Source organism: Microbacterium testaceum, from assembly GCF_001476285.1.
GTDB lineage: Bacteria > Actinomycetota > Actinomycetes > Actinomycetales > Microbacteriaceae > Microbacterium > Microbacterium testaceum_B.
This window is the reverse complement of record NZ_LDRU01000010.1, coordinates 1-12,201: the sequence shown is the minus strand read 5'-3', so window position 1 is coordinate 12,201 and position 12,201 is coordinate 1. Positions and strand designations below refer to the sequence as shown.

Sequence of the window (12,201 nt, the reverse complement as noted above, 5' to 3'; positions counted from 1 at the left end):
GCGCGCGTGTCCACGCGCGCGGCGCTGCTCCTCACGCTGGCGATCGCGGTCGTCGGATACGTGGCGGTGGTCTTCCCGGGCGCGGAGGCGCTCGTCCCCGTCAGCGGGACGACGGCGCTGCCCTGGGGCGTTGCTCTGGCCGTCTTCGTCGTCGCCGCGGCATCCCTCCTCGGCATCCGCTCCACCGGACCGCTCTCGGACCGGATCTTCGCCCTCGCCCTCGCGTGGGGCCGACCGCCGCTCCCCGCCCCCACCCCGTCCTGGGCTCCGGCATCCGCCGGCGGCCCCCTCGAGTACCGGAGAGTCTGATGACCACCACCGCTCCTCCTTCACCGGCCACCGTCCGGGGCTGGGTCGCCGCCGCCGGCCGTGCGATCTCGCCGCACTTCCCGCTCGAGACCTTCATCGCCCGCAACCCCGTCGCCGGCTACGAGGACCTCGACTGGGAGGGCGCACTCGGACAGATCGCCCGCGACCACGGCATCCTGCTCACCCTGCCCGAAGAGCGGTTCCGCGAGCTGCACGAGCAGGGTCGCATCTCGTCGGCCGACCTGATCGCCGCCCTCCGGTTCACGGTCGCCGAGGCACGCGCAACCGACACCCTCGTGGTCGGTCGTATCGTGACGACGGTCGCCGAGGTCCTGCGGCAGGATCTGCTCGTCTCACCCGCGATGCCCACCGGACCGTCGCTACCCACTCCGGCGGCCGTTCTCTCGCCCCGCGTCCACGCGCGCGTCGACGACCTCACCGCGCGGTGGCTCACCGCCACCCTCGGCGACGGCGCGTGGAGCGGCCCCGTGCGGCGCGACGGCATGTGGACCGGCTGGCGGCGCCTCGCCGCGGTCGACCCGACGCTCTCGCGGCAGGTGCGTAGCGGCATCCGGAACACGCCCGCCGACGCGGCGAGCGCGATCGGCGTCGCCCTCGACCGCTGGCAGCTCGCGGGCTCGGCGGCCGAGGACTTCCTGCGGGCGCACGTGCTCGCACAGCCGGGCTGGTCGGCCCTCGTCCGGCACTTCACGGACGGCTCGCGGGGGGGTCGACCTCACCTCGCTCGTCGCCATCCGGACCACCCTGGAGCGCCTCCTGCTCCCGGCCGACGCCACCCTCCGCGTCCCCGCGCAGACCGCGCCCGACGAGGAGGCCCGGATCGGCATGGTCGCCCTCGCACTGGGGGCAGACCCCTCCGACCCCGCGACCCGCGCGGTCGTAGGCCGCACCCTCGCGCTCGTCACCCCGGCGACCAGGCTCGCCGTCTGGCAGGAGGCCTACGAGCGCGGCGCGGCCCGTGCCCTCGCGCCCGCGCGGGGAAGCGAACGGACCGACCGCCCCCTCGCTCAGGCCGTCTTCTGCATCGACACCCGGTCCGAGGGCTTCCGGCGCCACCTCGAGGAGGCGGGCCCGGTCGAGACGCTCGGCTTCGCCGGGTTCTTCGCGGTGCCGATCTCGTTCCGTCCCGCGGACGGGTCCCCCGAGGTAGCCTCCTGTCCCGTCCTGTTGACTCCGCGGGTCGCGATCACCGAGTCGTCCGTCGAGCGCGACGCCCTCAGCCGGTGGCGGCAGCGCCGGATCGCGGAGGGAGAACGGGATGCCACGCTCGACGCGCTGAAGGAGTCGCCGGTCACGCCCTTCGCGTTCGCCGAGACCGCGGGCTGGGTGATCGGCGCGGCCTCCGCGCTGCGGACCCTCGCCCCGGAAGGATGGCGCGCGCTCGTCGAGATGGTCAGGCCCGCGAAGCCGTCCACCCACGTGGACGCCGACGTCGTCTTCTCGCTCGAGGAACGCGTCCTGTACGCCGAGACGGCGCTGCGGATGATGGGCCTCGTCGACGACTTCGCGCCGATCGTGCTGCTGTGCGGCCACGGCGCGACGGTCACGAACAATCCGTTCGCGTCGAGCCTGCAGTGCGGAGCGTGCGGGGGGCACGAGGGCGAGCCGAACGCCCGTGCCGCGGCGATGATCTTCAACGACCCCGAGACGCGCCTGGCGCTGGCCGGGCGTGGCATCCGGATTCCCGCGGACACGCTGTTCCTCGCCGCGCAGATGGACACCGTGACCGACGAGGTCACGCTCCTCGAGCCGTGGACGGTGCCCGCCACGCACGAGACGATCGTGCTCGAGCTCGGGCACCACCTCGAGTCCGCGCGCGTCGCGAACACCGCGGAGCGCAGCGCGACCCTCCCCGGGGGAAGCGACGCGGCTGGAGCCGTGCGCGACACCGAGCGGCGGTCCGCAGACTGGGCGGAGTCGTACGCCGAATGGGGGCTCGCGGGCAACGCGGCCTTCATCGTCGGGCCCCGGGCGATCACGGCCGGGCTCGACCTCGAGCGGCGGGCGTTCCTGCACAGCTACGAGGCGTCCGCCGATCCGGAGGGGTCGGGGCTCGAGACGATCCTCACCGCGCCGATGATCGTGGCGCAGTGGATCAACGCGCAGTACACCGCCTCGACGGTCGCCCCCGACCGCTTCGGCGCGGGCCCGAAGCCGCTGCACAACGTCGTCGGGACCATAGGCGTGCTCTCGGGCTACGGCGGCGACGTGCGGATCGGCCTGCCGTGGCAGTCGGTGGGCGTCGGCCAGGAGGCACGGCACGAGCCCGTACGCCTGCAGGTGTTCGTCCAGGCGCCGATCGAGCGCGTCAACACGATCGTCGAGGCTTCCGAGGTCGTCCGCACCCTCGTCGCTCACCGCTGGATCACCCTTCGGGTACGCGACGACGAGAACGCGCCGTGGATGCGCTGGGGCCGCTACGGCTGGCAGCTCGACGACCTCGACACGGCCGAGGCCCCCGGCATCCCCGTCCTCCACCCCGAAACCACCACGAAGGAGCACCTCTCATGAGCACGTCCGAACTGACCCCGATGACCAAGATCGAGGTGGTCGTCGCGAGCGACGACGTCGCCGAGGTCTCCGCCCTGATGCAATCGCTCGGCGCGCGCGGGTACACCGCGATCACCGGTGTGGCCGGCGTCGGACACCACGGCTCGCGCGGCGGCCGCCTGCTGTTCAACGACCATGACGCCCTCACCCTGCTGGTCACGGTCGTCGCTCCCGAGCGCGCCGACGGGATCGTCGCCGGCATCCGCCCGCTCCTCGAGCGGACGGCCGGCGTGATGTTCGTCTCGCCCACCGCGGTGAGCCGCGCCGACTACTTCGTGTGATGGGCGCCCGCTCGCCGTTCGACGGGACCACCGTCGCGATCGGCACCGTCCACGGCAAGGAGGCGGCGTTCGCGCCCGCCTTCCGACGCTGGCTCGGCGCGTGGGTCGCCCCCACGGTGGCGCTCGACACCGACGCCCTCGGCACGTTCACGCGAGACGTGCCGAGGCTGCTCACTCCCGAAGAGGCCGCGGCGGCCAAAGCACGCGGGGCGGCGGCCGAACTGGGTACGGCAACGGGCCTCGCGACCGAGGCGTCGTACTCCCCCGCGCTGGGCGGCTTCGGCCCGATGGTGCACGAGGAGCTCGCCGTGTTCGTCGACCTCGAACGCGGCATGCGCGTGCGTCATGGCATCCGCCAGCACGTGCACATCGCGCCGCGGCGCACCGTCCGCAGCGAGAGCGAGGCACAGCGGTATCTCCAGCGCGTGGGCTTCCCCGCGCAGGCCGTCGTGGCGCACACCGACGAGGGCATGAGGAAGGGGATCCAGGATGCCACGGCCCTCCTCGCCCTCGTCCGTCGGGGTCCGGTCGAGCTCGAGCCGGATCTGCGTGCGCACATGAACCCGGGGCGACGACGAACGCTGCGGCGACTGTCGTGGCTGCTCGCCGCACGCCTCACTCGCCTCTGCCCGGGGTGCGGGTGCCCCGGTTTCGGACCGGTCGGTGTGGTGCGCGGACTGCCGTGCGGCGCCTGCGGCAACGCGACGTCGCAGGTGCGGCTCGACGTGGACGGGTGCCCGCGGTGTCCGGAACGGCAGGAACGCCGGCGACCGGTGGAGGTGGCCGATCCCGCCGCGTGCGACGCGTGCAATCCGTGAGGCGTCGGCTAGTGGTAGTGGGTGACCCACGTCCAGAGCGCGGGTCGGCGCTTCCGCGCGACGACGTCGCGCGTCTGACGCACGGCTCGAAGTGCCGGCACCGGCTCCGGACTGTCCGTGGTGATCACCGTTGCCGGCGTCGGCTCGGGGAGGTCGTGCAGTTCGGCCGCCAGGGCCGCGACCTCCGACGCGGTGGGGCGTGCGTCGGGGTCACGGGCCGTCATGGCGGTGAGCAGCAGTTCCCAGCCGTACCCGAACGTCGTGGGGATTTCCGGGTCATACGCCAGAGGGTCGAGAAGGAGGTCCTGCACCAGTCCGCCGGAAAGGGGACGCTCCGCGGTCAGCGCCTCGAGCATCAGAAGGCCGAGCGAGTAGATGTCGGAGGCAGGTCGGACGCCGTCGCCGTGGACACGTTCCGGAGGAAGGTACTCCGCCGTGTCGACGGTGAGGTCGAGCCCGTCCGCTCGTGCCGCGCGCTCCAGAAGGTCCGTCACGCCGAAGTCGGAGAGGACCGCGGCGAAAGGCCGACTGCCGTCTCGCAGAGGCCGAAGGAGCGTATTCGACGAGCGGAGGCGCTGGTGGACGATGCCCGCCTCGTGGACGGCGGCGAGGCCCCGCGCGATATCCCGGAGCACCCCCGCGGCCGCGTCGGAGGGGAGCGGGCCGTCCTGGTCGAGGTGCTGTCGCAGAGTGGGGCCTTTGATGAGCTCCATGACGAGGAAGCCACGGCCGTCACGACCGAGGTGCGCGTCGTAGAGGGTCACCAAAGACGGGTGATCGAGCCCGGTGAGCACGTGAGCGGCCGCAAGACGCCTCGGTGGATCGGACGCATCGCGCGGATCGGCGCGGAAGACCTTCACCGCGACGTCACGCGCGAGGATGTCGTCCCGCGCGCGGAACACGCGCGATCCGCCGTCGAGCCCGAGGGGCTCCAGCAGCCGGTATCGCCCCGCGAACACCTCGCCGAGAAGGGCCGAGAGGGCCTCCCGTTCGGAGCCGCGGCTTCGGTCGCGTCGCGTTGCGGTGCTCACACGAGGGTGTCTCCGTCGTCGCGAGCGCGACGGGTGGGGGACACCTGCACGCGGGTTCCGCTACCCATGCGAGACTCCCTGTAACTCTTGACGTCGATGGGACCGCAGCGGGAGGAGGATTGGGGGCGCCTAGCCCGCTGCGGTCGCTCAAAGATTACTGAGCTAATTTTTCTGGCGCTGCCCGCTGACACGGTGCGACCCTGGGGTGCATAATGGACGACCTTCAACGACGCGCGGATGCTTTCGCCGCCCTCGCCGACCCCGGGCGCCTGCAGATCGTCGACCTGCTCTCCATCGGCGACATGTCGTCGAGCGAGATCGCGGCAGCCCTGGGCATGAAGTCGAATCTCGTCGCCTTCCACGCCAACGTTCTGGAATCCCGCGGTATCGCGCGACGTGTCCGATCAGAGTCCGACGGTCGTCGCAGTTACCTCCAGCTCATCCCGGAAGCGTTCTCGGCGCTCGCCCTGGGACCTCGGAGAGTGGAAGGCCGGGTGGTCTTCGTGTGCACCGCCAACTCCGCGCGCTCGCAGCTCGCGCAGGCCATCTGGACTACGCACAGCTCCATCCCGGCCGCGTCCGCGGGCACCCGTCCCGCCGATCGGGTGAATCCCGGTGCGGTGGCCGCCGCCGCTCGCCACGGCATCCCGCTCGAGGCCGATGCGACCCCGCGTTCGTTCGACGAGGTCGCGCGTCCCGGCGACTTCCTCATCAGCGTCTGCGACCATGCCCACGAACGGATGCGGGGGCGAGACGACGTGCACTGGTCCATCCGCGACCCCGCAAGAACGGGCAGCGTCGAAGCCTTCGACGAGACGGTGGCCGAGCTCCGCTCCCGCATCGCCCGCGTCGCTCCCCAGCTCACGGCGGCGTAGCCGGACGCGGTCGGTTTCCACTCAGGGAGGTGAGCGATCGAACCTCGCGGGCCACCCGTGCGCGGCACCTCGAATGATCGCCACCCAGCCCCCGAGGAAGAGCGTGATGCCGGCGACGAGCCCCACAGCGGGAAAGAGCGGCTCCAGCGCGGGCATGGGTCGCGGGGACGGTTCCGAGAACATCGGCACGTAGCTGAACCACGTCCCGAGCACTTGTCCCGTCATCCCGAGCAGAGTCACCCCGGTCGTGACGCCGAGCACGGTACCCGCCACGAGAGCGAACACCCCGCCGGCGATCAGAGCCAGGGCAAGACGACGAGGCGAGCTGATCATCCGGACCCCCTCCGCCGCATCGTTCGATGATCCTCGCACACGGCCCGGAGCGCGAGGCCGCGACCGGCACGGTCCGCGCTCAGAAGCGGTGCGGCGAGGAGAGCGCCACGGCCGTCGCCCCGAGCACGATGAGTGCGCTCGCACCGGTCATGACGCTCGCGAGCACCGGGCGTTTGCGTGCTCGCCCGTGGAACAGGACGAGATACCCACCCACGGCCAGCAGCAGCCAGACGACCAGCGCGGCAACCCCGCCCCCAATCGATAAAGGGCACGGTGGCTGGGTAGCGCCCGACCCGCGGGGCTGTCAGCATCTGCACTATGGCAACCCCACCCAAGCGGCCGAACGTTCTGATCGGGCTGGGAGTGGCGTTCCTGGTACTCAGTTTGATCGCACTACCCGTGCTCCTAGGAGACCCCACCGGGACCACTGGGCGCGGCCTACCGATGTGGTTTGCGATACCCGCGTTGGCGGTCGGCGGTATCGGCTTCATCATCTACGGGGCTTACTGGCGCTCGCGAAACAGCGGGGGCGCATCCGCTCGCAATGACCGAGAGAGATGACGGTGGGTAGTGCACAACCAATTGGTTTCGCAGCATGCCTCCGCGCATTTGAGCGTTCTGAGCACCGAAGTGGAGACTCAGATAGGACGTTCAGCGGCCCATGATCGATCGTGTCCCCCTGCACCGTGTCACGTTCGGATGATCGTGATGAGCTCGCTTCGCGTGATTCCGGCGGCAGCGTTCGTTCCGCAGGATCAATCTTCTTTCTAGGTCGGGGTATCCGGTCGTCGCGCATGCTCTCATCCTGCGCCCCGGAGATCAGGACGCGACAGCTGCGTCGGTCTTGTCTTTGGCGAGCTGGCTGATGCGGGCGGGGCTGACGCCGAGAAGCACCGCGGCGTCGGAGACCGTGACGCCATGCGCGCGAAGTTCGCGCACGACCGTGCGAGCCTGGCGCGCTGCAGCGACCTGACGCTCCTGCGCCGCCGCCGTGGCCTCCCGCGCCTCCTTGACGCGAACCGAAACGCCAGTCCCGAGATCAGGGATGAGGTTCACCTGCACATCGCTGTGGTCGACGCCGGGGGCGAGGGTGTCGAGGTAGTCGCGGACCTGCTGCTCCGCACGGTCGAGAGTGCGCACCTGAGTCACAGGGTCGCCGTCGATTGCGAGTTCCCATCCGCCGTCCCAGCGGGTGGCCGTGACATCGATCATCGTCATCGGTCCTGTCCCTTCACTTCCTCGATGGCCGCCAGCGCCTTCCGCGTCAATCCTGGCGACACCTCTCGTGTCTGCGTGATGATGACGGGGCGCGACAGCCCCGGTGCCGACCACTTCTCGTGATCGCCCTTCCCCTGCTCCGAGTCGAATCCGGCATCCCGAAGCAACCTGACCAGGTCGCGGTACTTCATCGGCTTAACCATGATCGCACTGTAGGGCCCCTTAATACATGGCTAAAGGGGGAGTAAATTGTGCGCCTGCACGGCTCGCCTCGCACGCACTCGCCGCAGCCCCCGCGCCACGCGGATACTCACGCCGGCCCAGACGTGAGCACGGCAACCATGCGCTGCGCCGAATCCACCCGCGGCTTCATCTGCACGGGAGACGACCCGGATCCGGCCCGGGCGAGGAACCACACGCGATGCCTCGGACGCCTCACGACGACGCGAGCGCCTCCACCGGGCCCTCCGGCAGCACGACCCACCCCTCCCGCCGGGCGATGTCGAGAACCTCGGATGCCGGGGGCTCGAACGCCCCGAGCGCACCAGCGCGTGTCGCCAGAGCGGCAACGACGGCATCGAAGGCGTCGGCGTTCGCGACCGCGAGCGGGGCGAAGCCGCCGAGATCGAGCCACGGGGCGCGCGCGGACAGCGTGTCGAGGAGAACGGCCCGGCGCTCGGCATCCACCCGGTATCCGGTCGTGTCGAAGCCCCACAAACGCAGCGAGCCGCCGGGGTACACCTCGAACAGGCGCCCCTCGGCCGCTCGGTCGACGGGGAAGCCCGACTCGGCGAGCCGCCGAAGAAGCCCCGCGCACCGCAGCGCCGTGACACCCAGGCGATCGGTCGAGACACTGAGCGGCCAGCGTCCGATGCGCTCGCGCACCACGTGGTCGGTGCGGCGGTAGACGAGCGGGCGACGCCAGTCGGCTCCGCCGTCCACGAGCTCCAGGGCGGAGCCGGAGTGGTGCGCGCGCACGAAGTCGACGAACGCGTCGGGCCAGCCGAGCGGGCAGTCGACACCGAGCCACACCGCATCTCCGGAGACGGATGCCACGATCGCGGCGTCATCGACCCCGGTCTCGAGCCGCGTGAGCCGGGCGCCACCGTCGGCCCAGACGAGCTCGGCGAGTGCGGTACCGGGCACGCCCGCGGCCAGGTCGACGCCGATCGTTCTCACCCGCGCAGCCTACGGCCCAGCATCACGGGTGGCTCGCCCGCCCGCGCGGAATACCGTCGACGACGCCGTGGTTTTCGGCGGTGTGACTTCGCACGCCGCCGCCCTCGATCGCGCGCTCGCGTCGCTCGAGATCCGCGCCGACCACGCGCGGCGCTCGACACTCGAGGCGGGCGAACGTCTGACGGTCCCGCCCGGCGAGGCGACACTGCTCTTCGTGCGCGCGGGAGAGATCACCGGCGACATCGGCGAGAATCTCGGCTGCTCGATCGACGCCGGATCGGGTGAGGCGGCGACCCTGCGCGGCCGTCGCACGCTCCTCGCGGGCGACGCTCTCGTCTCGCTCGGGTGCCAGCACCTCGTGCTCACGTCGCAGTCCGGGGCCGAGGTCACCGTCATCTCCGTGAGAGTGGCACGCACCCTCCACTCCGGCGCGCTCCCGGGCGTCGTCTTCGTCAACGACTTCACGCGCGCCGAGCCGGCCGCGGCGGCCCTCGCCGCCCACCTCGGCCAGTCCCCCCGCCCCGGCGACACGACCATCTGCCACATCATGGTGCGCACGGTGGTCCTCGCGGCGATCCGCGCGTGGGCCTTCGCCGATGCGAACGCCGCGTGGCCACCGCGCTCGGAGGATCCGTTCCTGGATCGTGCCGCCGCCGCAATCGTCGCGGACCCCGGTCACACCTGGACCACCGACGAACTCGCCGGTCTCGCCGCGATGTCGCGCTCGGTGTTCGCCGAGCGGTTCCGCGAGGCCTTCGGCCGCTCGCCCGGCGGCTACGTCACCGACGCGCGCGTGCACCGCGCCAAGGAGCTCCTCGAAGCCGGCGAGTCCGTGTCCGAGGTGTCGCGGACCCTGGGCTACGCCTCCGACGAGGGCTTCCGCCGCGCGTTCCGCCGCGTCACGGGCGTGGCGCCCTCGCGATGGCGCGCCTCCGCGGGGCCGGTCCCGATCGCGCACGGCTGAGCCGCGACGGCCGGGACCGAACCGCCGCGGCTGGGCCGCGCGTCACGGACACGCTCAGCGCGAGCGCGGAACCCGCAGCGACACCCCGAACAGCACGGCGCCGACGACGAGGAGCGCCGCGCCCACGGCATCCGTGACGACGACACCGACTCCGTCGACGAGCAGCCCGCCGATGCCGGCGGCCGCGACGATCGCGAGCTGGAAGCCCGTGACCACGAGGCTGCCGCCCGCCTCGAGTCGGTCCGGCATCCGGTGTCCGACCCAGGTGTTGACGATGATCAGCCACGACGCGAAGAGGAAGCCCCACGCGAACACCGCCGCGGCGACCGCCGCGAATCCGGGGAGCGAGAGCACCACGACGATCGACGTCGCGATCGCGAGCGGACCGACGACGGACAGGATGCCGAACGCCCGGTCGACCACGATCCCGATGACGATGTTGCCGATGAGCCCGCCGGCGCCGAACAGCGTCAGGAGGAGGACCACCGTTGCGGCATCCACCTCGGGGAGGCGCTCCAGCGCGAGCCGCACGTAGGTGTAGGCGAGGAAGTGCCCGAGCACGATGAAGACGTGGCCGACGAGCCCGAGCGTGGCTCCGGGCCGGCGGAGCGTGTCGACGAGGAGTCGGATGCTGGATGCGGCGGCCGCCGGCACCGGGGGGAGGGAGAGACGCACGGCCACCCCGACGAGCGCGGAGGCGAGCCCGACGACGAGGAACGCCAGACGCCAGTCGAGGGCCTCGCTCAGAAGGACGCCGAGGGGGACTCCCGCGACCGTGGCCAGCGACAGACCGGCGGAGGTGAACATCACGGCACGACCGATGCGGTCGGGCGCCGACAGCGAGGCGGCGACCGTGATCGACATCGACCAGAAGGTGGAGATCGCCGTTCCGAGGAGGAAGCGCGCGACGAGGATCGTGACGAAGTGGGGAGCGACCGCCACCGCGAGGCTCGACACCGCCGCCGCCACTGCCGCGATCACGAGCAGCGTGCGGCGGTCCATCCGCGGGAAGATCAGCCCGACTGTGGGCGCCATCAGCAACCCGGCGAGCGCGGTGACGGTGACCGTCTGCCCGGCCTGGCCGGGGGTGATGCCGAGGCCCGCGGCCATCTCGGTGAGGACACCGTTGGGGAGGAACTCGGCGGTGACGAGCAGGAAGCTCATCAACATCAGGACGACGAGCCCGCCGTATCTCATGCGGGCGACGGGAGCGACGGGGACGGGGGCGGTCATGGTCATGGCTCGATGCTCGCAACGGAGCATTCCGCGCGCCCGACCGATCGTCCGGGGCACCCCACCGTTCGTCCGAGCGCGATCGTCGCGGCGCAACCGGTCGCCCTCACCCGCCGGACCTGCGAGGATCACCCCATGGCAGACGACGACCTTCCCGACTCCTTCGAGCCGGGCCTTCGCGTGCCTCCGCGGCCCCAGCCACCCGCGCCGCCCGTTCCGAAGGGCGACCTCCGGGTGGCCTCGATCATCGCGATCGTCACCGGGAGCATCGTCATCGCGTGGCACATCTTCCTGGTCTCGGTCAGCGCCATCGCCGACTTCGATCAGTTCGTCTGGGTGCAGCTCGGCATCTGGGCGCTCGCCCTCGTGTCGTTGGTCACCGGCATCCTGAGTCTGAACGCCCGCATGGCGCGCGAACTCGCCGCGGCCGGGTTCATCGCGGGCGTGGCCGCGGCCCTGCTGTCACTGGGCATCGGCTTCTTCAGCGGCGCCGACTTTCTTCCCTGACGCCCTCCCGGCCCGGATGCGTCAGCCGGCGCATTCCTCACTGAGCTCGGTGAGGGCCCACGAGCTCGCGGTGCGCTCGAGGTGCACCGTTCCGCAGTCGCCGTTGGCATACGTCACCTGCAGCATCGCGTCGTCGGCGGTCTCGGACTCGACGTCGACGGTCACATCGGCGGGGAGGCCCGCCGCCGCATAGAGGGCCGAGCTCTGCCGGATGAGGGTGGCGCAATCATCGATGTCCATGCCGGTCGCGGCTTCGTACTCGGCGATCATCCGCTGCTGGAGGGGGTCGGTCAGCGCGCCGCACGCGGCGACGGTGTCGGCGGAACGCACCGCCGTCCACCAGGTCTGGAACGCCGCGACCGGGCCGTCCGCCGGCACCGGCGACGCGGTGGCGACGGGACTGGCATCCGCCGTTGCGGCCGTCGTCTCGGACGGCTCGTCGGATGCCGAGGACCCGGTGCACCCGGTGAGGGCGAGACCGGCAGCGAGCAGGGTGATGACCAGCGCGTGGGGGGATCGCATCCCTCCATTGTGGTCGAGGTGGGAGCCGGCGTCACGTCCCCGCGGTCCCCGCGGGGCCGGTGCCTCGATGATGCCCCGACCCCTGCCCGAGGTCCGTGACCTTGCCGAAGGGGTCGGGACCAGCCGCGAGACCCGGTACCGTCCCGCGGATTCCGTCACCGACACGCCGCCCCGGACCCACCCCCACCCGCGTGTCGCCAACCGACTCCGCCTGACGGCACACCCCGCAGACACCGCCGCGACCACGCGCCCAAGTCACACCGCCCGCACCGCGGGCCCCACGTACCGCGCCGAGGGCCGGATGATCTTCGGGTCCCGCGCCTGCTCGAGCACGTGCGCGGTCCAGCCGAGAGTGACCGG

At 71.6% G+C, this 12,201-nt stretch carries 14 protein-coding genes and 2 pseudogenes; 8 read left to right on the top strand and 8 right to left on the bottom strand.

Translation table 11 applies throughout. The annotated features are described in order from the left end of the window. The 5 genes and pseudogenes from NS283_RS18825 to NS283_RS02490 all read left to right on the top strand — a co-directional run. Nucleotides 1-309: hypothetical protein (locus NS283_RS18825; protein WP_193752616.1), on the top strand; the 309-nt coding region annotated here is incomplete at its 5' end. After that, nucleotides 309-1,013 (top strand): annotated as a pseudogene (locus NS283_RS19420) (putative inorganic carbon transporter subunit DabA); the annotation flags it as partial. The gene NS283_RS18825 and the pseudogene NS283_RS19420, both read left to right, overlap by 1 nt. A 37-nt stretch (nucleotides 1,014-1,050) precedes the next feature. Next, nucleotides 1,051-2,841 (top strand): annotated as a pseudogene (locus tag NS283_RS02500) (putative inorganic carbon transporter subunit DabA); the annotation flags it as partial. Continuing rightward, a complete protein-coding gene (locus NS283_RS02495; RefSeq protein WP_058595311.1) occupies nucleotides 2,838-3,161 on the top strand; it encodes a P-II family nitrogen regulator in 324 nt (107 codons plus the stop codon). The pseudogene NS283_RS02500 and the gene NS283_RS02495, both read left to right, overlap by 4 nt. Next, nucleotides 3,161-3,979 carry a DUF6671 family protein gene (locus NS283_RS02490; RefSeq protein WP_058595310.1) on the top strand — a complete coding sequence of 273 codons (819 nt, stop codon included), beginning with the start codon at nucleotides 3,161-3,163 and terminating at the stop codon, nucleotides 3,977-3,979. Before NS283_RS02495 ends, NS283_RS02490 begins: the two co-directional genes overlap by 1 nt. 8 nt (nucleotides 3,980-3,987) lie before the next feature. On the opposite strand, the gene NS283_RS02485 is transcribed toward NS283_RS02490, so the two are convergent. After that, nucleotides 3,988-5,010, bottom strand: a complete 1,023-nt coding sequence (locus tag NS283_RS02485) for a serine/threonine-protein kinase (RefSeq protein ID WP_058595309.1) — start codon at nucleotides 5,008-5,010, stop codon at nucleotides 3,988-3,990. A gap of 212 nt (nucleotides 5,011-5,222) precedes the next feature. Here NS283_RS02485 and NS283_RS02480 point away from each other — a divergent pair, with 212 nt between their 5' ends. Further along, nucleotides 5,223-5,885, top strand: a complete 663-nt coding sequence (locus NS283_RS02480) for an arsenate reductase/protein-tyrosine-phosphatase family protein (RefSeq protein WP_058595308.1) — start codon at nucleotides 5,223-5,225, stop codon at nucleotides 5,883-5,885. Between the two features lie 21 nt (nucleotides 5,886-5,906). On the opposite strand, the gene NS283_RS02475 is transcribed toward NS283_RS02480, so the two are convergent. The 5 genes from NS283_RS02475 to NS283_RS02460 all read right to left on the bottom strand — a co-directional run bounded on the left by NS283_RS02475 (nucleotide 5,907) and on the right by NS283_RS02460 (nucleotide 8,615). Next, nucleotides 5,907-6,218 carry a hypothetical protein gene (locus NS283_RS02475; RefSeq protein WP_058595307.1) on the bottom strand — a complete coding sequence of 104 codons (312 nt, stop codon included), beginning with the start codon at nucleotides 6,216-6,218 and terminating at the stop codon, nucleotides 5,907-5,909. Nucleotides 6,219-6,297: 79 nt separating this feature from the next. After that, a complete protein-coding gene (locus NS283_RS19310) occupies nucleotides 6,298-6,432 on the bottom strand; it encodes a hypothetical protein (RefSeq protein ID WP_275044495.1) in 135 nt (44 codons plus the stop codon). 605 nt (nucleotides 6,433-7,037) lie between these two features. Beyond that, nucleotides 7,038-7,436: an antitoxin HicB gene (locus NS283_RS02470; protein ID WP_058595306.1), complete on the bottom strand. Its 399-nt coding sequence runs from the start codon at nucleotides 7,434-7,436 to the stop codon at nucleotides 7,038-7,040. After that, on the bottom strand, nucleotides 7,433-7,639 hold the full coding sequence (locus NS283_RS02465; protein WP_058595305.1) for a type II toxin-antitoxin system HicA family toxin: 207 nt from the start codon (nucleotides 7,637-7,639) through the stop codon (nucleotides 7,433-7,435). The genes NS283_RS02470 and NS283_RS02465 overlap by 4 nt, the downstream gene beginning before the upstream one ends. 232 nt (nucleotides 7,640-7,871) lie before the next feature. Beyond that, a complete protein-coding gene (locus tag NS283_RS02460) occupies nucleotides 7,872-8,615 on the bottom strand; it encodes a DUF429 domain-containing protein (protein WP_058595304.1) in 744 nt (247 codons plus the stop codon). 82 nt (nucleotides 8,616-8,697) lie between these two features. Here NS283_RS02460 and NS283_RS19160 point away from each other — a divergent pair, with 82 nt between their 5' ends. After that, nucleotides 8,698-9,579 (top strand): helix-turn-helix transcriptional regulator, encoded by an 882-nt coding sequence (locus NS283_RS19160; RefSeq protein WP_241492172.1) that lies wholly within the window; start codon nucleotides 8,698-8,700, stop codon nucleotides 9,577-9,579. Nucleotides 9,580-9,633: 54 nt separating this feature from the next. Here the strand turns inward: NS283_RS19160 and NS283_RS02450 are convergent, their stop codons facing one another. Beyond that, nucleotides 9,634-10,818 (bottom strand): MFS transporter, encoded by a 1,185-nt coding sequence (locus NS283_RS02450; RefSeq protein ID WP_058595302.1) that lies wholly within the window; start codon nucleotides 10,816-10,818, stop codon nucleotides 9,634-9,636. A gap of 129 nt (nucleotides 10,819-10,947) precedes the next feature. Here NS283_RS02450 and NS283_RS02445 point away from each other — a divergent pair, with 129 nt between their 5' ends. Beyond that, entirely contained in the window at nucleotides 10,948-11,319 is a 372-nt protein-coding gene (locus NS283_RS02445; protein WP_153003261.1) for a hypothetical protein, read from the top strand. Nucleotides 11,320-11,340: 21 nt separating this feature from the next. On the opposite strand, the gene NS283_RS02440 is transcribed toward NS283_RS02445, so the two are convergent. Further along, a complete protein-coding gene (locus NS283_RS02440; RefSeq protein ID WP_058595300.1) occupies nucleotides 11,341-11,841 on the bottom strand; it encodes a hypothetical protein in 501 nt (166 codons plus the stop codon). Nucleotides 11,842-12,201 lie beyond the last annotated feature (360 nt).

Coding starts and splice junctions, on each gene's coding strand:
- NS283_RS02495 (WP_058595311.1), top strand. CDS start 2,838: ATGAGCACGTCCGAACTGACCCCGATGACCAAGATCGAGGTGGTCGTC.
- NS283_RS02475 (WP_058595307.1), bottom strand. CDS start 6,218: ATGATCAGCTCGCCTCGTCGTCTTGCCCTGGCTCTGATCGCCGGCGGG.
- NS283_RS02480 (WP_058595308.1), top strand. CDS start 5,223: ATGGACGACCTTCAACGACGCGCGGATGCTTTCGCCGCCCTCGCCGAC.
- NS283_RS02440 (WP_058595300.1), bottom strand. CDS start 11,841: ATGCGATCCCCCCACGCGCTGGTCATCACCCTGCTCGCTGCCGGTCTC.
- NS283_RS02450 (WP_058595302.1), bottom strand. CDS start 10,818: ATGACCATGACCGCCCCCGTCCCCGTCGCTCCCGTCGCCCGCATGAGA.
- NS283_RS02465 (WP_058595305.1), bottom strand. CDS start 7,639: ATGGTTAAGCCGATGAAGTACCGCGACCTGGTCAGGTTGCTTCGGGAT.
- NS283_RS02490 (WP_058595310.1), top strand. CDS start 3,161: ATGGGCGCCCGCTCGCCGTTCGACGGGACCACCGTCGCGATCGGCACC.
- NS283_RS02470 (WP_058595306.1), bottom strand. CDS start 7,436: ATGACGATGATCGATGTCACGGCCACCCGCTGGGACGGCGGATGGGAA.
- NS283_RS02445 (WP_153003261.1), top strand. CDS start 10,948: ATGGCAGACGACGACCTTCCCGACTCCTTCGAGCCGGGCCTTCGCGTG.